Raw genomic sequence first — 19,236 nt, forward strand, 5'->3', positions numbered from 1 at the left:
GCCTATTCGGGTTGCCAGGCGTCGTAGTCGCGACGCTGGGCCGGCGCGGCGCGATACAGCGAACCGGCCGGGTGATAGGCCGCGGGCGTGCCGGTCATGTTCGGCTCATGCGGCTTTTCCCAGGGCTTGTGGCCCAGCGGTTCCTGCGTCGGCGGCTGCTTGTAGGTGTGGTGCAACCAGCCGTGCCATTCGGGCGAGATCCGGCTGGCCTCGGCCTCGCCATTGTAGATGACCCAGCGCCGTTTGCCGCCGCCCGACTGGTAATAGACATTGCCCTGATCGTCCTCGCCGATCTTCTCGCCATAGAGCCGGGTCCAGACCTGGGTGTTCAAGGTCTGGCTGTTCCACCAGGTCAGGATGCGGAGCAGAAGCGACATGGGTGCGAACCTCTTCGATGTGTCTTGCCGAGATATGGCCCAACCGGCCCGGAAGGTCCAGAGAAGTTGCGCGATACTGCCCGACCCCAGCGGCGGCGCGACGCCGCACCAGTGCTCGCACGGGGGCGGCCAAAACCGGGCCGACCATCCGGCCAGGGCCGGCGCAAAGATCGCAGGCGTGGCCCGCGCCGCCGCTCAGCTGGCGGTCGCGGTTTCCTTCTTGCTTTCGGTATGGATCAGCAACGGCTTGGCGGTCGGGTTCTCGACCGCTTCCTCGTTCACCACCACCTCGGCGACGCTGTCCATGCCCGGCAGGTCGAACATCGTGTCCAGCAGGATGTCCTCCATGATCGAGCGCAGGCCCCGCGCGCCGGTCTTGCGCTTGATCGCGCGCTTGGCGATGGCGGTCAACGCGTCCTCGGTGAAGGTCAGCTTGACGTTTTCCAGGTCGAACAAGCGTTGATACTGCTTGACCAGCGCGTTCTTGGGCTCGGTCAGGATGGTGATCAGCGCGGCCTCGTCTAGGTCGCCCAGCGTGGCGATGACCGGCAGACGGCCGACGAATTCCGGGATCAGGCCGAATTTCAGCAGGTCCTCGGGTTCGAGCTGCTTGAAGAGCTCGCCAACGCCCTTGTCGTCGTTTTCCTTGACCGAGGCACCGAAGCCCATCGCCGTGCCCTTGTTGCGCTGCGCGATGATGCGGTCGAGGCCGGCGAAGGCCCCGCCGCAGATGAACAGGATGTTCGTCGTGTCCACCTGCAAGAATTCCTGCTGCGGATGCTTGCGCCCGCCCTGCGGCGGCACGCTGGCGACGGTGCCCTCCATGATCTTCAAGAGCGCCTGCTGCACGCCTTCGCCAGACACGTCGCGGGTGATCGAGGGGTTGTCGGACTTGCGGGTGATCTTGTCGACCTCGTCAATATAGACGATGCCGCGTTGCGCGCGCTCGACATTGTATTCCGACGCCTGCAGCAGCTTCAGGATGATGTTTTCCACGTCCTCGCCGACATAGCCGGCCTCGGTCAGCGTGGTCGCATCGGCCATGGTAAAGGGCACGTCCAGGATGCGGGCCAGAGTCTGCGCCAGCAGCGTCTTGCCGCAGCCGGTCGGGCCGATCAGCAGGATGTTCGACTTGGCCAGTTCGATATCGCTTTTCGCGCTGTGGTTCAGCCGCTTGTAATGGTTGTGCACCGCGACCGAGAGCACCCGCTTGGCATGTTCCTGGCCGATGACGTAATCGTCGAGCACGTTGCAGATCTCGCGCGGGCTGGGCACGCCGTCGCCGGACTTCAGCGCCGAGGTCTTGGTTTCCTCGCGGATGATGTCCATGCAAAGTTCGACGCATTCGTCGCAGATGAACACGGTCGGTCCCGCGATCAGCTTGCGCACCTCGTGCTGGCTCTTGCCGCAGAAGCTGCAGTAGAGCGTGTTCTTGCTGTCGCCGCCGGTCGGGTTGGCCATCAGTTCGATCCTCGTATTGCATCGGAAGCCCGGCAAGAGCGCCGGACGGCCGCCTGTCCCTGGCGTGGCCGGGCCACGCCAAGCGTCGGCGCATATGTTACGGGCCGCGGTGGCCCGTCACAATCCCCAAAAGGTCTGCGCCGCAGCCTTCGTGCCGGGGTCGTCACGCCCCGGGCTCGGCCTTGCCGCGCGCCACGAGGATCTCGTCGATGAGACCCCATTCCTTCGCCTCTTCGGGCGACATGAAGCGGTCGCGCTCCAGCGCTTCCTCGACCTCTTCCAGGGTGCGGCCGGTGTGCTGGACATAGATCTCGTTCAGGCGCCGCTTCAGCTTTTCCGTCTCGCGCGCGTGGATCAGGATGTCGGTCGCCTGGCCCTGGAAGCCGCCCGAGGGCTGGTGCACCATGATGCGCGAATTCGGCAGCGAGAAGCGGTGGCCGGGCTGGCCGGCGCAGAGCAGCAGCGACCCCATCGAGGCCGCCTGCCCCACCACCAGCGTCGAGACGCGCGGCTTGATGTATTGCATAGTGTCATAGATCGACAGGCCCGCGGTCACCACGCCGCCGGGGCTGTTGATATACATGCTGATGTCCTTGGTCGGATTCTCGGCCTCGAGAAACAGCAACTGCGCCGAGATCAGCGTCGCCACGCCGTCATGCACCGGGCCGGACATGAAGATGATCCGTTCCTTCAGCAGGCGCGAGAAGATGTCATAGGCACGTTCGCCGCGGCTGGTCTGTTCGACGACCATCGGGACGAGCGTGTTCATATAGAATTCTGCCGGATCGTGCATGTCTTTCCCTGCTTTTGTCCCTGCCTGTGCCGTCCGTTCCGCGATTCGACCCGACAGCGCGGCCGCGCTTGTCGTCTCTTAGACGCGAAAGGTTGACAGAGTCTTAGTAACGCCGGCCCCCGAGGACAAGAGAGCGATAAAATTTGCCCCGCCTTCGCTGCCCCGGTAGTCTGGCGGCCAGCGACGGAGAAACGCATGAAACTGATCGTCGGCCTGGGCAATCCGGGCCCGAAATACGCCGCGAACCGGCACAATGTGGGCTTCATGGCGGTCGAGCGCATCGCCGCGGACCACGGCTTCGCCCCTTGGCGCAGCCGCTTCCAGGGCGAGGCGTCCGAGGGTCGGCTGGGCGAGGAACGGATCACCCTGCTCAAGCCCGGCACCTTCATGAACCTCTCGGGCCAGGCGGTGGGCGAGGCCATGCGCTATCTGAAGCTGGCGCCCGAAGACGTGATCGTGCTGCATGACGAGCTGGACCTGGCGCCCGGCAAGGTGCGGGTGAAGACCGGCGGCGGCCATGCCGGGCACAACGGGCTGCGCTCGATCCATCAGCATATCGGCGAGGCCTGTCGGCGGCTGCGCATCGGCATCGGCCATCCCGGCCACAAGGACCGGGTGACCGGCCATGTGCTGTCGGATTTCGCCAAGGCGGAAGAGGCCGGGCTGGACAACCTGCTGCGCGGCATCTCGGACGGCGCCGCGGCGCTGGCGGCGGGCGACGATACGGCCTTCCTGAACGCGGTGGCGGCGCGCGTCTCGCCGCCCCGCAACAGCGGCACTCGGCCCGGGAAACCGGCGCCGGGCGGCGACAAGGCCGCCGCTCCGCCGGCATCCGAGCCGGCCGAAACGCCCGAGCCGTCCAGTTTCGCCGACCGGTTGCGCGCCCTCGGCGACCGGTTTCGCTGATGGGCTGGCAGGAGGCGCTGGCCCAGCAGGCCCGGGCCTGCCGCGCCCTCGGATCGGGCCTGACGGCGCGGGTCTGCGAAGCCCTGACCCGCGTCATCGCCGCCGACCAGGGCCCGGTCGGGCGGCGGGTGAAGGCTTGGCCCGGCGATCCCCGGCCAGCCGCCGATTCCCTGCCGCTGCGGCTTTGCGGCGCGCTGCATGCGCTGGTGCTGTCGGAGGCCGCGCCCGAACTGGCGCGCGCCTATGCAACCGGCGGCGCCGCCGATCTGGATCGGGAAGTTTGTCAGGCAGTTCAGATGCATGGCAGCCATATCCTCGACTGGATCGAGCATGCGCCGCAGACGAACGAGGTGGGCCGCTCGGCGGTGCTGATCGCCGGGGCCTGGTTCGTGGCGGGGCTGCTGCCGGGGGTGCGCTTCGACCTTCTGGAACTGGGCGCCAGCGCCGGGCTGAACCTGAACTTTCCGCGCTACAGCCTTGCGGATGAAGACGGATTCCAGCCGACGCTGGCCGGGGACCCCGGTTCCGATCTGCGGCTGCGGCCGATCTGGCGCGGCAGCCCGCCGCCGCCCGCCGCCCTGCCCGTCGGCGCGGCGCGGGGCGTGGACCTGCATCCGCTCGACCCGGCACGGGACGGGTTCCGGCTGATGGCCTATGTCTGGGCGGACCAGCAGGACCGGTTGGCCCGTCTGCGGGCGGCGCTGGCGATCGCCGCTGCGCATCCGCCGCAGGTCGATCGCGCCGATGCCGCCGACTGGCTCGAAGCGCGATTGGCCGAGCCGGCGCCGCATGGCCGGCTGGTCTATCATACGGTCGCGGCGCAATATTTTCCGTCCGCGACCCGCGCCCGCATCGAAACCGCCCTAAACCGGGCCGGCGCCCAGGTCGATGCCGCCCGCCCGCTGGCGCATCTGGCGATGGAGAACGACGGCGGCGACGGGGCCGGGCTGCGCCTGCGGCTTTGGGACGGGACCCGGCCGCGGGCCTGGGACCTGGGCCGCGCTGATTTTCACGCCCGCTGGATCGACTGGCGGCCAAGGGAGAACTGACATGGACCCGTCGATGAACGTGCTTGGCGGGGTGCTGCAGCCCTGCTCGACCGCGCCGATGACCGGCTTCTATCGCGACGGCTGCTGCAACACCGGCCCCGAGGATCACGGCAGCCATACCGTCTGCGTCGTCGTCACCGCCGAGTTCCTGGCGCTGTCCAAATATCTCGGCAACGACCTGTCGACGCCGCGCCCCGAGTTCCGCTTTCCGGGCCTGAAGCCCGGGGACCGCTGGTGCCTCTGCGCCGCGCGCTTCCTGCAGGCGGCGCAGGAATTCGCCGCGCCCAAGGTGGTGCTGGAGGCGACGCATGCGCTGGCGCTGGAAATCGTGCCGATGGAGCTGTTGCAGGCGCACAGGGCCGAGGACTAGCGCCCGGTCTGCGCCAGATAGTGGCGCACCGCGTCCACGACATGGCGAAAGCGGTCGCCGCCCAGATGCTTGCCGCCATACCAGCGGGTGACGATCACGACATGATCCGCCAGCCCGGCGCGTTCCAGCATCTGCAGGATGATCTGGCCGGCGCCGGATTCGCCGTCGTCCTCCTTGACGCCTTCGCCGGACAGGATCGCCGCCCAGCTGTGATGCGTCGCCTTGGCGAAGCGCTTGTTGGCCGTCAGCGCGGCCAGAGCCGCCGCGACCTCGGCCCGGCTGGTCGCCGGCCCGCCCGAGACCGCGTAGCGCGACCCGCGGTCCGAGATGATCTTGTCGAAGGTGACCAGGCTCATCGCTTGCGCCGGACATAGAGCTCCAGCCGGTGGCGGACGATCTCGTAGCCCATCTCGGCGGCGATTTCGGCCTGCAGGCGCTCGATGCGCTCGTTCAGGAACTCCATCACCTCGCCGGTCTCGACGTCGATCATGTGGTCGTGGTGGCGGCCGTCGGCGGTCTCGAACCGCGCGGGCTCGCCCTCGAATTCCAGCTTCTGGATCATGCCCTGGGCTTCCAGCGCCGAAAGCGTGCGATAGACCGTGGCCAGCGACACCCCGGCCCCGGCCTCGGCGGCGCGCCGGTGCAGCTGGGTCGCATCGGGGTGATCCGCCGCCGCGGCCAGCACCCGCAGCAGCGCCGCCCGCTGGCGGGTGATGCGCACGCCGGCGCGGCGCAGGGCGTCCTCGAAGGCTTGGGCTCGGGCGTCGGTCTCCATGGCCATTCATCACCCAGAGCCGCGGCGGGCGCAACCCGCTTGCGCCTGCGCGGCGGCAGTGCCCCGCTGCCGGCGCACGGCGTCTTCCGGCGGCGGATTGCCGCATCCACGGGCGGTTTGAGCGGGATTCGTCCGGACAAGGCGGCGGCGCGCCCGGGCCGGGGGCGGCAAGGCTGGCAAAAGCGGATCGGGCCGCTAAGCTGCGACCGATGTCAGACGAGGACAAGATGCACAGGACGATTCCCAGCGCCCATCCCGACGATCCGCATTACGTCGCCCGCATGGGCTGGCTGCGGGCCTCGGTGCTGGGGGCGAACGACGGCATCGTCTCGGTGGGGGCGCTGATCGTCGGGGTGGCCGCTGCCGACCCCGGGCGCGAGGCGATCCTGATCGCTGGGCTGGCGGGGCTGGTCGGCGGGGCGATGTCCATGGCGATGGGCGAATATGTCTCTGTCAGTTCGCAATCCGATACCGAGCGCGCCGACATCGCGCGCGAGACCGCCGCGCTGCGCGACATGCCCGAGGAAGAACTACACGAGCTGGCGGCGATCTATGAATCGCGCGGCATGGCGCCCGGCACCGCGCTGCAGGCCGCGCGCGAGGTGACCGAACACGACGCGCTGGCCGCCCATGTCCGCGACGAGCTGGGGCTGAGCGAGGCGTCGAGCGCCAATCCGCTGCAGGCCGCCGCGGCCTCGGCCGCGACCTTCAGCACGGCGGCGGCGGTGCCGCTGCTGGCGGCGGTGCTGGCGCCGGGCGGCGCGGTGATTGCGGCCGTCCTGGTGTCGGTGGTGCTGGCGCTGGCGCTGCTGGGGGTGCTGGGGGCCTGGGCCGGCGGCGCCCCTCCCGGCCGGGCGGTGCTGCGGGTGGTGCTGGGCGGCATCGTCGCGCTGGCGGTGACGGCGGGGATCGGCAAGCTCTTCGGCATCGCGGTCTAGCGGGGGACGTAACCGGCGCTGGCGGCCATCAGCGCGCGGGCGTAATCCGTGCGGGCGGCACCGGCGCGCAGCTCTGCGGCGGTCATCTGCTCGACGATGCGGCCGGCGCGCATCACCGCCAGCCGGTCGCACATATGCGCCACCACCGCCAGGTCGTGGCTGACCATGACATAGGTCAGGCCGCGTTCGCGCCGCAGGTCCGAGAGCAGGTTCAGGATCTCGGCCTGGACGCTGACATCCAGCGCCGAGGTCGGCTCGTCCAGCAGCAGCAGCCGCGGCTCGGCGGCCAGGGCGCGGGCGATGGCCACGCGCTGGCGCTGGCCGCCCGACAGCTGGTGCGGATAGCGGAAGCGGAAGCCGCGCCCCAGGCCGACCTGGTCGAGCAGGCCGGCGATGCGGGCGTCGATCCGGTCCATGCCCTGCAGGCGCAGGGTCTCGGACAGGACGCGATCCACCGAATGGCGCGGGTGCAGGCTGGCATAGGGGTCCTGGAACACCATCTGCACCGTCTTGTGGAACGCCTTGGAGCGGTGGCGGCCGGCGACGGTTTCGCCCGCCACCTCGATCCGGCCCGACCAAGTGCCGATCAGCCCGGCGATCGCGCGCAGGATCGTCGACTTGCCCGAGCCGGATTCGCCGACCAGGCCGAAGCTTTCGCCGCGCGGGACCGAGAAGCCGGCGCCGCGTACGGCATCGACACGCTCGGGCGGGTGACCGAACCAGACGTCCAGATCCTCGACCGTCAGCATGGCTTGCCCCGTTGCGGTTGGGTATTTTCGGAGCAAAGAAGCATCACAGGCCTCCGGGCAGCGGCGTGGCGATTTCCTCGTCGCGCCAGCTGTCCTGGCGTTGCAGGGTCGAGAGGCGTTCGACCGGCCGGTCGAGGCGCGGCAGGCTGTTCAACAGCCCTTGGGTATAGGGGTGGCGGGCGGCGTGCAGGTCGCGCGCGGGCAGTTCCTCGACCACGCGGCCGGCATACATGATCAGCACCCGGTCGCAGAACTGCGCCACCAGGTTCAGGTCGTGGCTGATGAAGATCAGGCCCATGCCGCGTTCCCCGACCAGCCTGTCCAGGATGTGCAGGACCTCGTTCCTGACCGAGACGTCCAGCGCCGAGGTGGGTTCGTCCGCGATCAGGATCTGCGGGTCCGGGGCGAGCATCATGGCGATCATGACGCGCTGGCCCATGCCGCCCGAGACCTCGTGCGGATAGGCGTGAAACACCCGCTCGGGGTCGCGGATTTGCACGGCGCGCAGCATGTCCAGCGCCTTGTCGCGCGCCGCCTGCCCGCCTCGGCCGGAATGCAGGCGGTAGCTTTCCATGATCTGCCGGCCAATGGTCATTACCGGGTTCAGGCTGAACTTCGGATCCTGCATGACCATGCTGATGCGGGCGCCGCGCAGCCGGCGCATCCGCGCCTCGGGCAGGTTCAGGATGCTTTCGCCGTCGAGTTCCATCCGGTCGGCCGTCACCCGGCCCGGCGGGCGCACCAGGCCGAGGATGGCGCGGCCGGTCATCGACTTGCCCGAGCCGGATTCGCCGACCACGCCCAGCCGTTCCCGGCCGAGGTCGAAGCTGACGCCACGCACGGCCTCGAACAGGCCCGAGCGGGTCGGGAAGCCCACGCGCAGGTTGCGGATGGACAGCAGCGGGGTCATTCCCGGCCTCCCTTGGGATCCAGCACGTCGCGCAACCCGTCGCCGAGCAGGTTGAAGGCCAGCGAGACGATGAAGATCGCCATGCCGGGCATGGCCGCGACCCACCAGAAATCCAGGATATAGGTGCGCCCGTCCGAGATCATCGCCCCCCATTCCGGCATCGGCGGCTGCGCGCCGAGCCCGAGGAAGCCGAGGCCTGCGGCCGAGAGGATGATCCCCGCCATGTCCAGCGCCACCCGCACGATCAGCGAACTGACGCAGAGCGGCCAGACATGGCCGATCAGCAGCCGCAGCGGCCCCGCGCCCTGCAGCCGGGCGGCGGCGATGTAATCGGCGTTGCGGATGGTCAGGGTCTCGGCCCGCGCCAGCCGGGCATAGGGCGGCCAGGAGGTGATCGCCAGCGCCAGCACCGCATTGCCGATGCCGGGGCCCAGCGCGGCGACGAAGGCCAGCGCCAGGATCAGCTTCGGGAAGGCCAGGAAGATGTCGGTGATCCGCATCAGCACCTGGTCCAGCCAGCCGCCGGCAAAGCCCGCCACCGTGCCGACGAAGAGCCCGATCACCGGCGCGATCAGCGCCACGGTGCCGACGATGAACAGCGTCACCCGCGACCCGAAGATCAGCCGCGACAGGATGTCCCGCCCCAGCGCGTCGGTGCCCAACCAGTGCGCGGCCGAGGGCGGCTTCAGCCGCTCGGCCAGGTTCTGGGCATAGGGATCCTGCGGCGCGAGCCAGGGCGCGAAGGCGGCCGTCAGCACCAGCAGGACCAGGATCGCCAGCCCCAGCATGGCCAGCCTGTTGGCCCGGAAGGTCAGCCAGCCGTGATAGAGCGCGCCCAGCCGCGCCTGCCGCCGGGTCTGCGGCGCGTCGGAAAGCAGCCATGCGCGCGTCGTCTCGGTCATTTCGCCCTCGGGTCCAGCAGCCGGTAGAGGATGTCGGACAGCAGGTTCAGCACCACGAAGCAGGTGCCGATCACCACCGTGCCGCCCAGCACCGCATTCATGTCGCCGGCCAGCAGCGCCTTGGTGATGTACTGGCCGATGCCGGGCCAGCTGAACACGATCTCGGTCAGCACCGAGCCCTCCAGTAGCGAGGCGAAGCTGAGCGCGATCACCGTGACCAGCGGCACCAGGATGTTGCGGAAGGCGTGGCCCCAGATCACCCGGCGCTCGCTGAGGCCCTTGACCCGGGCGGTGGTGACATATTCGGCCGAAAGCTGCTCCAGCATGAAGCTGCGGGTCATGCGGCTGACATAGGCCAGGCTGAAATAGCCCAGCAGGCTGGCCGGCAGCACGATATGGCCGAAGGCATCGCGAAAGGCCGCCCAGTCGCCGGCCAGCAGGCTGTCGAGCAGGATCATGCCCGTCACCTCGGGCACCATGCCGTCGTAGATGATGCCCTGCCGGCCCGGGCCCCCGACCCAGCCGAGGATGCCGTAGAACAGCAAGAGCCCCATCAGCCCCAGCCAGAAGATCGGCATCGAATAGCCCACCAGCGCCACGACGCGGGCGATCTGGTCGATCCAGCCGCCGCGCCGCGCGGCCGCGACCACGCCCAGCGGCACGCCCACGCAGACCCCGATCAGCGTGCCCAGCGTCGCCAGTTCCAGCGTCGCCGGGAACACCCGCCGCAGGTCCTGCGCCACCGGATGCCCGGTCGAGATCGAGCGGCCGAAATCGCCGCGCAGCACCTCGGCCATGTAGAGCAGGAACTGCTGCCACAGCGGCTTGTCCAGGCCCATGGCGATGCGCGCCGCCTCGTATTGCGCCTGGGTCGCGCGTTCGCCCACCACCTTCAGCACCGGGTCGATGGGCATGACCCGGCCGATGACGAAGGTCACCAGCAACAGCCCCAGCAAGGTCAGCAGCAGCGACAGGACCAGCCCGGCCACGGCGCGCGCCCGCCGGCGCAGACGCGCGCCCCGATGCGACGGCGACGGCGGCGCACCGCCTGCCGGGGACAGGCCGCCCTGCCCCGCGCCCGCCGCGGTGTCGGGATGGACCACCCGCTATTCCTTCGTCACCTGCCGATACATGGCCGAACTGACCGAGCCGCCCGAGGTCCAGTGCTGGACGTTACGCTGCGACGCCACCTGCTCGATCTTCTGAAACATCGGGATGATCGGGGCGATCTCGCGATAGTCCTTCTGGATATCCAGATACATCTGCACCCGCTTGTCGGTGTCGCCTTCCAGGGTCGCCGCGACCGTGGCCTTGTTCATCTCGTCCGGCACCGCCCAGGCGTTGCGCCAGGCCAGCTGCGACAGGCCGGCATCGTCGGCATTGTTCGGGTTGTAGGCGAAGGTCGAGGCATTGGTGTTCGGGTCGGCATAATCCGGGCCCCATTCGCCGATGAAGATCGGCACCTGGCGCGCGCGATAGGCGTCCAGCACCTGCGCCCCGGTCATCTGCTGGATCTCCAGCGTCAGCCCGGCCTGGGCCATGGCCGCCTGCAGGGTCTGGGCGGTGTCGGTGTATTCGCGGATGTCGCGGATCACGGTCCTGACCTTGCCCGAGGTGATGCCGGCATCGGTCAGGATCTGCTTCGCCTTCTCGACGTCGTAGCTCCAGGGATTCTCGTCCGAGCCGCCCAGATAGCCCTCGGGCAGGAAGTTCTGGTGCACCTTCCACTGGCCCTTCAGGAAGCTCGCCTCGATGCCCTTGTAATCGACCAGATATTTCATCGCCTCGATCACCTCGGGGCGCTGCAGCAGCGGGTCCTTCTGGTTCAGCCCCATGTAGAGGATGCGGCCGCGCAGCTCGTCCGTGACCTTCAGCTTGTCGTTGCCGGCGATGCCGTCCACGTCGGTCGGCGTCAGGTTGCGGGCGACGTCGATGTCGCCCTGTTCCAGCAGCAGCCGCTGGGCGCTGCTTTCCTGGACATGGCGCACGATCACCCGCTTCATCGCCGGCGCGCCCTGCCAGTAATCGGCATTGGCGGCCAACTGCACCGCCTCGTTCGGCCGCCAGGCGGCCAGGCTGTAGGCACCCGAGCCTGCGTCGTTGGTGGACAGCCAGGCATTGCCGAAATCCTCGCCCTCGGCATGGCTCATGGCGGTTTCCTTGTCCACGACCGAGCCGACCTCGGCCGCCAGGCAGTTCAGCACATAGGATTGCGCATAGGGCTGGTCCAGCTTCAGGATCAGCCTGTTGTCCTCGAAGGTGATCTGCTGGTCCACGTTCTCGGGGGTGAAGCCGAACTGGTTCAGGATGAAGGCCGGCGATTTGTTCAGCTTGACCACGCGCTGCAGCGACCAGGCGGCGTCCTCGGCCCGGACCGGGTTGCCGGAATGGAACGTCACCCCGTCGCGCATGGTCAGGGTGATGGTCTTGCCGTCCTCGCTGACCTCCCAGGATTCGGCCAGCGCGGGCTTGATGCCGGCGGCAAGGTCCAGCGGGTCGAAATCGACCAGCCGGTCGTAGATGTTCTTGATCACGTCCTGGCCCGAGAACTCGAAGCTCTGCCCGGGGTCCAGGCTGATGATGTCGTCGATCTGATGGGCGATGACCAGCGTGTCGGCCGGCGTCTCGGCCCAGGCGCCGGGGATGGCGCCGGCCAGCGAAAGGGCCGAAGCCAGAAGCAGCGCGCGAAGCGGCAAACGGTTCTGCATGAGGATCATCCCTGTTGTCGCCCCCCGTCGTCCGCGGGGCTGGAATGGTAGCAGCTTGGCCCGAAGCGACCCATGCCGCAAGCCTTTCCTCTGGCCTTTCCTCCGGGCATGGCGACCATGGCGCGGCCGGCACATGCGGCGAATCTGGGCGTGCAGGGTTGCGCCCGGCGTGGCCCCGCGCCTATTTCGGGTGCCAAGGAGAGACCATGGACAAACGCACCCTTCCCGAACGCCCCGGCTGGCGCGACGAGGCCACCAGGCTCGGCTTCACCTTCGCCGACATGGGCGGCGAGCCCTATTGGGACGAAACCAGCGCCTATCGCTTCACCCTGCGCGAGATCGAGGAGGACATCGAGGCCCCCGCGACCGAGCTGCATGCCATGTGCCGCGAGGCGGTGGCCCTGGCGGCGCGGGACGAGGCATGGCTGACGCGGCTGGGCATTCCCGAACGGCACTGGGACCTGGTTGCCGGCAGCTGGGCCAATGGCGAGCCCGAGCTCTACGGCCGCATGGACCTGGCCTATGACGGCACCGGCCCGGCGAAGCTCCTGGAATACAACGCCGACACCCCGACCGCGCTCTACGAATCCGCCAGCTTCCAATGGCTCTGGTTCGAACAGCAGCGGGCGGCGGGCGTGCTGGACGAGGATTGCGACCAGTTCAACAGCATCCACGAGGCGATCGTGGCGCGCTGGACCCAGATCTGCGCCGATGGCGAGGACGTGCATTTCGCCGCCGACCCCGAGAACCCCGAGGATTACGCCACCGTCGAAACCCTGGCCTGGGCCGCGCGCGAGGCGGGCCTGGGCGCGCATTTCACCGCGCTGGCCCAGATCGGCCTGACCGAGGAAGGCCAGTTCGCCGACGAACAGTCCCGCGTCATCGGCACGCTCTTCAAGCTCTACCCCTGGGAAGACATGCTGCGCGACGAGTTCGCGACGCATCTGCAAAGCGCCGGCGCCCGGTTCATCGAGCCGCCGTGGAAGGCGATCCTGTCGAACAAGGGCATCCTGCCGCTTCTGTGGCAGATGTTCCCCGGTCACCCGAACCTGTTGCCGGCCTTCTTTCTCGACGACGTGGCGGATGCGCTGAAAGGCGGCGCCCCCGCCCCGGCCGTCGCCGATGCCTTCACCGCCGCCCGGGACGAACTGGCGCGCGGCCATGTCCTTAAGCCGATCTTCTCGCGCGAAGGCGCCGGGGTCACGATCCACGAATCCGGCCGCGAGGTGGCGCGGACCGAGGACGACAGCTATTCGCACCACCCGATGATCGTCCAGGGCCTGGCGCCGCTGCCCGAGTTCGGCGGCTTCCACCCGGTGCTCGGCGCCTGGATCGTGGGCGAGATGTGCTGCGGCCTCGGCCTGCGCGAGGACCGCTCGCGCATCACCCACAACCTGTCCCGCTTCAAGCCGCATTTCATCGAGGGCTGACCCATGACCGCACCCGTTTCCCGCCGCAAGCGCTCGCGCCATGTCGCGCTGGTGCTGGCCGGCACCGCCACGCTGGCGCTTGCCGCCTGCAAGGACGACCGCGTCGACGCGCAAAGCTTCCCCGACCTGGAAAGCTGCATCGCGGCGGCCAAGGACAACAGCCTGTGGTTCACCGAACAGGACTGCCGCACCAATTTCGCCGCCGCCCAGCAGGAATTCCTGGAAACCGCGCCGCGCTACGAATCGAAGGAACTCTGCGAACAGCAGCACGGCGCCGGCAATTGCGGCAGCGACCCGGCCGCCCAGCAACCCGCCGCGGGCGAGGCCCAGGCGCAGAACTCCGGCGGCGGCTTCTCCTTCATGCCGCTGCTGGTCGGCTACATGATGGGCTCGATGCTGTCGCGCGGCGGCGGGCTCTTCTCGCAACCGATGGTGCCGACGGCGGACGGCCGCTATTCGACGCCCAAGGGCGACCAGGCATTCGCCACCAACAAGGGCGCGGGCAAGGTGCCCAGCTCGACCTTCCAGCGCGCGCCCTCGACCCTCGGCAAGCCGCCGATGAGCGCGGCCCAGGTCGGCCAGAGGGGCGGCTTCGGCGCCAGCGCCACCACCCGCAGTTCGGGCGGCAGCCGCAGCCTGGGCGGATAGCGCATCTTCTTTTGTGCGGAAATATCCTCGGGGTGAATTGCGGCGCCAGCCGCAAGAGGGGCGGAAAGCCCCTCCCCCGTCCGACGCCGAAGCCAACGCCGGCAGTTAACGCTAACATCCGCTCTTGAAACTCCGCGCGGAAAAGCGCACCCTGCCGCCGAATTCCGCAGGAACGAGGCCCGCCATGACCCCCGAGATGCAGTCCCGGAACTCCCGCTCGCTTTGCGAACTCGCCCCGGTGATCCCGGTGCTGGTCGTCGGCGACGCCGCCCGCGCCGAGGGGCTCGCGACCGCGCTGGTCGCCGGCGGTCTGCCCGTGCTCGAGGTGACGCTGCGCACCCCCGCCGCGCTCGACGTGATCCGCGAAATGGCCAAGGTCCCGGGCGGCCATGTCGGCGCCGGCACCGTGCTGACCCCCGACGACGCCAAGCGCGCAAAGGATGCCGGCGCCGGCTTCGCCGTCTCGCCCGGCCTGACCGAGACGCTGGCCCGCGCCTGCGAAGACATCGGCCTGCCGCTCCTGCCCGGCGCCGTCACCGCCTCCGAAGTGATGCGGGCGATGGAACTGGGCTATTCCATGCTGAAATTCTTCCCGGCCGAGGCGGCGGGCGGCGCGAAATCGCTGAAATCCCTGGCCGGGCCATTGCCGCAGGTCAGCTTCTGCCCGACCGGCGGCGTGACGCCGCAGAACGCCCCGGACTATCTGGCGCTGCCGAACGTGGTCTGCGTCGGCGGCAGCTGGATCGCGCCCGACGCCGATGTCGCCGCCGGCGACTGGCAGGCCGTCGAGGCCCGCGCCCGAGAATCCGCCGCCCTGAAATGAGCCCGCGATGACCGTCGCCGAGATCGCCGCCCCCGACCCGATGCGCCGTGCCTGGCGCAACGTGATCGTGCTGCTGCTGGCCCAGGCGCTGCTGGGGGCGCAGATGTCGATGATCTTCATCGTCGGCGGGCTGGCGGGCCAGATGCTCAGCCCCAATCCCTGCATCGCCACCCTGCCGCTGTCGATGATGATCCTGGGCTCGGCGCTGTCGGCGCGGCCGCTGTCGGCGTTCATGCGCCGGCATGGCCGGCGGGCCGGATTCCTGCTTTCCTGCGGCTCGGCCGCCCTGGGGGCGGGCATCGCCGCCTATGCGCTGTCGGCCGGCAATTTCTGGCTCTTCACCGCCAGCGCGCTGCTGACCGGGGTCTATATGGCGGCGCAGGGTTTCTTCCGCTTCGCCGCCACCGATTGCGCCCCGCCGGAATTCCAGGCCCGCGCCATCTCCTGGGTCTTGGCCGGGGGGCTCGCCGCCGCCTTCACCGGGCCGGCGCTGGTGCGTCTGACCGCCGACCTGACCGCCATCCCCTTCCTCGCCACCTATGCGGCGATCATCGGCCTGAACCTGCTCGGCCCGGTGCTCTTCGCCTTCCTCGACATTCCCCGGCCGCCGGCGCCCGTCGCCGGCCAGACCGAGGGCCGCCCGCTGGGCGCGCTCTTGCGGGTGCCGCAGATCGCGGTGGCGATGATCTGCGGCATAGTCTCCTATGCGCTGATGAACCTGGTGATGACCTCGGCACCGCTGGCGGTGGTCGGCTGCGGCTTCGCCACCGCAGATGCGGCGAATATCGTCTCGGGCCATGTGCTGGCCATGTTCGCGCCCTCCTTCTTCACCGGCCACCTGATCGCGCGCTTCGGCGCCACCCGCATCGTCATGCTGGGTCTCGCCATTCTCGCCGGCGCCGGCGCGGTGGCGCTGTCGGGGGTGGAGCTGCCGCATTTCTTCCTGGCGATGATCCTGCTCGGCCTCGGCTGGAACTTCGGCTATATCGGCGCCACCGCCATGCTGACCCGCGCCTATCGCCCCGAGGAGCGCGAGCGGGTGCAGGGGCTGAACGACGCCGTGGTCTTTGCCGGCGTATTCCTGGCCTCGCTGTCCTCGGGCGGATTGATGAACTGCATGGGCGGCTCGCCGCAGGCAGGCTGGAGCGCGGTCAACCTGGCCATGCTGCCCTTCCTGGTGCTGGCCGGCGGCGCGCTGCTGTGGCTGATGTTGCGACCGAAGGAACTGGCGCGGTAAGGGGAGCTCTGCCCCCCGCGCCTGCCGCACCCCTCGATGGGGTGCGGCAGGCGCTCCCCCCGGGATATTTGGACACAAAAGAAGGCTAGAACAGGGATTTCTGGCCCTTGGCTTCGCGGGTCTTGCGCGGAGGTCTGGCCGGGGGCGTCTCGGGGCGCGCGGGGATGCGGCCATCGTGGAATTCGATCTCGAAGCGCGGGGCCTGGGCGGCCTCGGCGGCGGCTGTGATCAGGCCCGAAGGGCCGTGCACCACGGCAAAGCCGCGCTTCAGCGTCTCGGTATAGCCCAGGGTTTGGCGCAGGCGGTCGAGCCGGTCCAGCCCGTCGCGGCGCGGCGGCAGGATGCGCGCGCCAGCCGCCGTCAGCCGGGTGTCGAGCCGGTCGAGCTGGTCGCGGTCGCTGGTCGAGCGGGCGCGCATCCGGGCGCCTGCGCGTTCCAGCCGCGGGGCGAGATCGGCGAGGCGCTCGGCCTTGCGCCGGGCCAGCCGCGCCAGGCCCAGCGGCAACCGCCGCTCTTGTCCCTGCAGCGCCTCGCGCCGGTTGCGCAGATGGGCTCGCAGCGCCGCCAGCGACAGCGGCAGCGCGCCCAGCCGGTCACGGCACCTGCGGGTGAAGGCCCGCAGCGCCGGTTCGAGCCGCTCGGCGAAGAGGTCAAAGCGCTGCCGGGCCGGATCGGTCAGCGCCTGCGGCCGGCCGAGCGCACGGCCGAGGTCCGCGAGCCGCTGCTGGCGGCGCTGGCGGGCCTGTTGGCTGGCGCGGATCATGCGCGTGCCGCATTCGCCCAGCCGCGCGGCCAATTCGGCGCGCACCGGCACCGCCATTTCGGCGGCTGCCGTGGGTGTCGGCGCCCGGCGGTCCGAGGCGAAGTCGATCAGCGTGGTGTCGGTTTCATGCCCCACGGCCGAGATCAGCGGGATGGCGCTTTCGGCGGCGGCGCGCACCACCGATTCCTCGTTGAAGCCCCACAGATCCTCGAGGCTGCCGCCGCCGCGGGCGACGATGATCAGGTCGGGGCGCGGGATGGCGCCGGTCTCGGGCAGGGCGTTGAAGCCGCGAATGGCGGCCGTCACCTGCGGCGCGCAGTCCTGACCCTGCACCGCCACCGGCCAGATCAGCACCCGGGTCGGGAAGCGGTCGCGCAGCCGGTGCAGGATGTCGCGGATCACCGCGCCCGAGGGCGAGGTGACGACGCCGATCACCCGCGGCAGGAAGGGCAGCGGGCGCTTGCGCGATTCGTCGAAGAGCCCCTCGGCCGCCAGTGCCTTGCGGCGCTTTTCCAGCATCATCATCAGCGCACCGGCGCCCGCGGGCTCGATCTCGTCGACGATCAGCTGATATTTCGACTGGCCGGGAAAGGTGGTCAGCCGGCCGGTGGCGATGACTTCGATGCCTTCCTCGGGGCGGGTGGACAGGCGCGCGGCCTGCCCCTTCCAGGTGACGGCGGCAATGCAGGCGCGCTCGTCCTTCAGATCGAAATAGAGGTGACCCGAGGACGGGCGCGAAACGCGGCCGATCTCGCCGCGCACGCGGACGCGACCGAACTGGTCCTCGAGCGTACGCTTGATCGCCCCCGAAATCTCGGAAACGGTGAACTCGTGGGCATTGCTGGCGGCGGCGTCGTCGATCAGGTCCATGGCTCTGGTTCTGGCGCGGGCGGGCCGCGGGATCAAGGCTTGATCCGGGGGGCCGCGCTTCCTAGAAGGCGGCAGGCAGCGGAAGGGGCGCGCATGAACATCCTGATCCTTGGCAGCGGCGGGCGCGAACATGCGCTGGCCTGGGCGGTGCGGCAAAATCCGAAATGCGACCGGCTGTTCGTCGCCCCGGGCAATGCCGGGATGGAGAGCCTGGCCCGGCTGGCGGAGCTGGATATCCTGAACGGTCCCGCCGTGATCGGCTTTTGCGAGGAGAATGCCATCGACCTGGTGATCGTCGGTCCCGAGGCGCCGCTGGCCGCCGGGGTCGCGGACGATCTGCGCGCGGCGGGGCTGCTGGTCTTTGGTCCCTCGAAGGCGGCGGCGATGCTCGAGGCCTCGAAAAGCTTCACCAAGGCGGTCTGCGACGCCTGCGGCGCGCCGACCGCCGCCTGGGCGCGCTTCGACGCGGCCGGGCCGGCACGGGATTATGTGCGGGCGCAGGGCGCGCCGATCGTGATCAAGGCCGACGGGCTCGCGGCCGGCAAGGGCGTCACCGTCGCCATGACCGAGGCCGAGGCCATCGCCGCCGTGGACGATGCCTTTGGCGGTGCCTTCGGCGCGGCCGGGGCGGAGGTGGTGATCGAGGAGTTCATGGCCGGCGAGGAGGCGAGTTTCTTCGTCCTCTGCGACGGCACGGACTGCCTGCCCATCGGCACCGCGCAGGACCACAAGCGCGTCGGCGAAGGCGACAGCGGGCCGAATACCGGCGGCATGGGCGCCTATTCCCCGGCGCCTGTGCTGACCCAGGCCATTCAGGACGCGGTCATGGCCGAGATCGTGCGCCCGACCGTGGCCGAGATGGCGCGGCGCGGCACGCCGTTCCAGGGCGTGCTCTATGCCGGGCTGATGATCGCGGACGGCCGCGCGCGTCTGGTGGAATACAATGTGCGTTTCGGCGACCCGGAATGCCAGGTGCTGATGATGCGGCTGGGCGCGCAGGCGCTGGACCTGATCCTGGCCTGCGCCGAGGGGCGGCTGGCCGAGGCCCGCGTCACCTGGGCCGAGGATCATGCGCTGACCGTGGTGCTGGCGGCCAAAGGCTATCCCGGCGCCTATGAGAAGGGCAGCGAGATCGGCGGGCTGGACGGCCTGCCCGAGGATTCCGCGCATATGCTGTTTCACGCCGGCACGGTGCGGCGGGACGGGGTCTGGCTGGCCACGGGCGGGCGGGTGCTGGCGGCGACCGGTCGCGGCGCGAGCCTGGCCGAGGCCCGTGCCCGCGCCTATGCCCTGGCCGATGCCATCGATTGGCCGGGCGGCTTCTATCGCCGCGACATCGGCTGGCGGGCGCTTTGAGGCGGGGCCGCCCGGCGTCGGCCTTGCCGGGGTATTCGGGAAACCGTGAAAGCGCGAGGGAGGCGGGCCTTGGCACGGCCGCATGAGTATTTTGGGAACGGAGAAATCCGGGCCGGGTGCGGGGCCGCGCGTTTTTTGTCTTTTCAAGCCGGTGGCGGCGGTCCTATAGTC

General features: G+C 69.6%; 20 protein-coding genes. 9 read left to right on the forward strand and 11 right to left on the reverse strand.

Features of this window, described 5'->3' with window-relative positions; translation table 11 throughout:
* Positions 1–2: 2 nt before the first annotated feature.
* The 3 genes from JCM7685_RS09125 to JCM7685_RS09135 form a co-directional block, all read right to left on the reverse strand.
* Positions 3–377 (reverse strand): NADH:ubiquinone oxidoreductase subunit NDUFA12, encoded by a 375-nt coding sequence (locus JCM7685_RS09125; protein ID WP_074966786.1) that lies wholly within the window; start codon positions 375–377, stop codon positions 3–5.
* 195 nt (positions 378–572) lie between these two features.
* Complete coding sequence (gene clpX / locus JCM7685_RS09130; protein ID WP_074966787.1) at positions 573–1,838, reverse strand: ATP-dependent Clp protease ATP-binding subunit ClpX; 1,266 nt, start codon at positions 1,836–1,838, stop codon at positions 573–575.
* A 163-nt stretch (positions 1,839–2,001) separates the two neighbouring features.
* Positions 2,002–2,631 carry an ATP-dependent Clp protease proteolytic subunit gene (locus tag JCM7685_RS09135; RefSeq protein ID WP_074966788.1) on the reverse strand — a complete coding sequence of 210 codons (630 nt, stop codon included), beginning with the start codon at positions 2,629–2,631 and terminating at the stop codon, positions 2,002–2,004.
* A gap of 195 nt (positions 2,632–2,826) precedes the next feature.
* Here JCM7685_RS09135 and pth point away from each other — a divergent pair, with 195 nt between their 5' ends.
* Genes pth through JCM7685_RS09150 form a run of 3 tightly spaced genes read left to right on the forward strand, consistent with a single transcriptional unit; the run spans position 2,827 to position 4,956 of the window.
* Positions 2,827–3,537: an aminoacyl-tRNA hydrolase gene (pth, locus tag JCM7685_RS09140; protein ID WP_074966789.1), complete on the forward strand. Its 711-nt coding sequence runs from the start codon at positions 2,827–2,829 to the stop codon at positions 3,535–3,537.
* Entirely contained in the window at positions 3,537–4,586 is a 1,050-nt protein-coding gene (locus JCM7685_RS09145; RefSeq protein WP_074966790.1) for a DUF2332 domain-containing protein, read from the forward strand. Before pth ends, JCM7685_RS09145 begins: the two co-directional genes overlap by 1 nt.
* Position 4,587: 1 nt before the next feature.
* Positions 4,588–4,956, forward strand: a complete 369-nt coding sequence (locus JCM7685_RS09150) for a DUF2237 family protein (protein WP_074966791.1) — start codon at positions 4,588–4,590, stop codon at positions 4,954–4,956.
* Here JCM7685_RS09150 and JCM7685_RS09155 read toward each other — a convergent pair.
* Together JCM7685_RS09155 and JCM7685_RS09160 are read right to left on the reverse strand one after the other, a co-directional pair.
* Entirely contained in the window at positions 4,953–5,312 is a 360-nt protein-coding gene (locus tag JCM7685_RS09155) for a YigZ family protein (protein WP_074966792.1), read from the reverse strand. The genes JCM7685_RS09150 and JCM7685_RS09155 overlap by 4 nt on opposite strands.
* Positions 5,309–5,731, reverse strand: a complete 423-nt coding sequence (locus JCM7685_RS09160; protein WP_074966819.1) for a Fur family transcriptional regulator — start codon at positions 5,729–5,731, stop codon at positions 5,309–5,311. Before JCM7685_RS09160 ends, JCM7685_RS09155 begins: the two co-directional genes overlap by 4 nt.
* A gap of 227 nt (positions 5,732–5,958) precedes the next feature.
* Between JCM7685_RS09160 and JCM7685_RS09165 the strand changes: the two genes are divergently transcribed.
* Complete coding sequence (locus tag JCM7685_RS09165; protein ID WP_074966820.1) at positions 5,959–6,669, forward strand: VIT1/CCC1 transporter family protein; 711 nt, start codon at positions 5,959–5,961, stop codon at positions 6,667–6,669.
* Here the strand turns inward: JCM7685_RS09165 and JCM7685_RS09170 are convergent.
* The 5 genes from JCM7685_RS09170 to JCM7685_RS09190 form a co-directional block, all read right to left on the reverse strand.
* Positions 6,666–7,418 (reverse strand): ABC transporter ATP-binding protein, encoded by a 753-nt coding sequence (locus JCM7685_RS09170; protein WP_074966793.1) that lies wholly within the window; start codon positions 7,416–7,418, stop codon positions 6,666–6,668. The two genes, JCM7685_RS09165 and JCM7685_RS09170, sit on opposite strands and share 4 nt — an antisense overlap.
* A gap of 43 nt (positions 7,419–7,461) precedes the next feature.
* Positions 7,462–8,328, reverse strand: a complete 867-nt coding sequence (locus JCM7685_RS09175; RefSeq protein ID WP_074966794.1) for an ABC transporter ATP-binding protein — start codon at positions 8,326–8,328, stop codon at positions 7,462–7,464.
* Positions 8,325–9,230 (reverse strand): nickel transporter permease, encoded by a 906-nt coding sequence (nikC, locus tag JCM7685_RS09180; protein ID WP_074966795.1) that lies wholly within the window; start codon positions 9,228–9,230, stop codon positions 8,325–8,327. Before nikC ends, JCM7685_RS09175 begins: the two co-directional genes overlap by 4 nt.
* The gene (locus JCM7685_RS09185; RefSeq protein ID WP_074966821.1) at positions 9,227–10,240 is read right to left on the reverse strand and encodes an ABC transporter permease; all 1,014 of its coding nucleotides are present in this window, start codon (positions 10,238–10,240) and stop codon (positions 9,227–9,229) included. The genes nikC and JCM7685_RS09185 overlap by 4 nt, the downstream gene beginning before the upstream one ends.
* Before the next feature lie 96 nt (positions 10,241–10,336).
* Complete coding sequence (locus JCM7685_RS09190; protein WP_074966796.1) at positions 10,337–11,938, reverse strand: ABC transporter substrate-binding protein; 1,602 nt, start codon at positions 11,936–11,938, stop codon at positions 10,337–10,339.
* Positions 11,939–12,144: 206 nt separating this feature from the next.
* Between JCM7685_RS09190 and JCM7685_RS09195 the strand changes: the two genes are divergently transcribed.
* The 4 genes from JCM7685_RS09195 (at position 12,145) to JCM7685_RS09210 (ending at position 16,076) form a co-directional block, all read left to right on the forward strand.
* Positions 12,145–13,368: a glutathionylspermidine synthase family protein gene (locus JCM7685_RS09195; RefSeq protein WP_074966797.1), complete on the forward strand. Its 1,224-nt coding sequence runs from the start codon at positions 12,145–12,147 to the stop codon at positions 13,366–13,368.
* Between the two features lie 3 nt (positions 13,369–13,371).
* Positions 13,372–14,016 (forward strand): DUF1190 domain-containing protein, encoded by a 645-nt coding sequence (locus JCM7685_RS09200; protein WP_074966798.1) that lies wholly within the window; start codon positions 13,372–13,374, stop codon positions 14,014–14,016.
* A 184-nt stretch (positions 14,017–14,200) separates the two neighbouring features.
* Complete coding sequence (locus tag JCM7685_RS09205; RefSeq protein WP_074966799.1) at positions 14,201–14,839, forward strand: bifunctional 4-hydroxy-2-oxoglutarate aldolase/2-dehydro-3-deoxy-phosphogluconate aldolase; 639 nt, start codon at positions 14,201–14,203, stop codon at positions 14,837–14,839.
* 7 nt (positions 14,840–14,846) lie between these two features.
* Entirely contained in the window at positions 14,847–16,076 is a 1,230-nt protein-coding gene (locus JCM7685_RS09210; RefSeq protein ID WP_074966800.1) for an MFS transporter, read from the forward strand.
* An 85-nt stretch (positions 16,077–16,161) separates the two neighbouring features.
* Here the strand turns inward: JCM7685_RS09210 and xseA are convergent, their stop codons facing one another.
* A complete protein-coding gene (gene xseA / locus JCM7685_RS09215; RefSeq protein WP_074966801.1) occupies positions 16,162–17,709 on the reverse strand; it encodes an exodeoxyribonuclease VII large subunit in 1,548 nt (515 codons plus the stop codon).
* A gap of 93 nt (positions 17,710–17,802) precedes the next feature.
* Between xseA and purD the strand changes: the two genes are divergently transcribed.
* Positions 17,803–19,065, forward strand: coding sequence for a phosphoribosylamine--glycine ligase (gene purD / locus JCM7685_RS09220; protein ID WP_074966802.1), 1,263 nt, complete (start codon positions 17,803–17,805; stop codon positions 19,063–19,065).
* The last annotated feature ends 171 nt before the right edge of the window (positions 19,066–19,236 follow it).

This window comes from Paracoccus aminovorans (assembly GCF_900005615.1).
Classification (GTDB): Bacteria; Pseudomonadota; Alphaproteobacteria; order Rhodobacterales; family Rhodobacteraceae; genus Paracoccus; species Paracoccus aminovorans.

Bases quoted from the DNA above. Each gene is read 5' to 3' on its own strand.
- JCM7685_RS09125 (WP_074966786.1), bottom strand. From the start codon at position 377: ATGTCGCTTCTGCTCCGCATCCTGACCTGGTGGAACAGCCAGACCTTG.
- clpX (WP_074966787.1), bottom strand. From the start codon at position 1,838: ATGGCCAACCCGACCGGCGGCGACAGCAAGAACACGCTCTACTGCAGC.
- JCM7685_RS09135 (WP_074966788.1), bottom strand. From the start codon at position 2,631: ATGCACGATCCGGCAGAATTCTATATGAACACGCTCGTCCCGATGGTC.
- pth (WP_074966789.1), top strand. From the start codon at position 2,827: ATGAAACTGATCGTCGGCCTGGGCAATCCGGGCCCGAAATACGCCGCG.
- JCM7685_RS09145 (WP_074966790.1), top strand. From the start codon at position 3,537: ATGGGCTGGCAGGAGGCGCTGGCCCAGCAGGCCCGGGCCTGCCGCGCC.
- JCM7685_RS09150 (WP_074966791.1), top strand. From the start codon at position 4,588: ATGGACCCGTCGATGAACGTGCTTGGCGGGGTGCTGCAGCCCTGCTCG.
- JCM7685_RS09155 (WP_074966792.1), bottom strand. From the start codon at position 5,312: ATGAGCCTGGTCACCTTCGACAAGATCATCTCGGACCGCGGGTCGCGC.
- JCM7685_RS09160 (WP_074966819.1), bottom strand. From the start codon at position 5,731: ATGGAGACCGACGCCCGAGCCCAAGCCTTCGAGGACGCCCTGCGCCGC.
- JCM7685_RS09165 (WP_074966820.1), top strand. From the start codon at position 5,959: ATGCACAGGACGATTCCCAGCGCCCATCCCGACGATCCGCATTACGTC.
- JCM7685_RS09170 (WP_074966793.1), bottom strand. From the start codon at position 7,418: ATGCTGACGGTCGAGGATCTGGACGTCTGGTTCGGTCACCCGCCCGAG.
- JCM7685_RS09175 (WP_074966794.1), bottom strand. From the start codon at position 8,328: ATGACCCCGCTGCTGTCCATCCGCAACCTGCGCGTGGGCTTCCCGACC.
- nikC (WP_074966795.1), bottom strand. From the start codon at position 9,230: ATGACCGAGACGACGCGCGCATGGCTGCTTTCCGACGCGCCGCAGACC.
- JCM7685_RS09190 (WP_074966796.1), bottom strand. From the start codon at position 11,938: ATGCAGAACCGTTTGCCGCTTCGCGCGCTGCTTCTGGCTTCGGCCCTT.
- JCM7685_RS09195 (WP_074966797.1), top strand. From the start codon at position 12,145: ATGGACAAACGCACCCTTCCCGAACGCCCCGGCTGGCGCGACGAGGCC.
- JCM7685_RS09200 (WP_074966798.1), top strand. From the start codon at position 13,372: ATGACCGCACCCGTTTCCCGCCGCAAGCGCTCGCGCCATGTCGCGCTG.
- JCM7685_RS09205 (WP_074966799.1), top strand. From the start codon at position 14,201: ATGACCCCCGAGATGCAGTCCCGGAACTCCCGCTCGCTTTGCGAACTC.
- JCM7685_RS09210 (WP_074966800.1), top strand. From the start codon at position 14,847: ATGACCGTCGCCGAGATCGCCGCCCCCGACCCGATGCGCCGTGCCTGG.
- xseA (WP_074966801.1), bottom strand. From the start codon at position 17,709: ATGGACCTGATCGACGACGCCGCCGCCAGCAATGCCCACGAGTTCACC.
- purD (WP_074966802.1), top strand. From the start codon at position 17,803: ATGAACATCCTGATCCTTGGCAGCGGCGGGCGCGAACATGCGCTGGCC.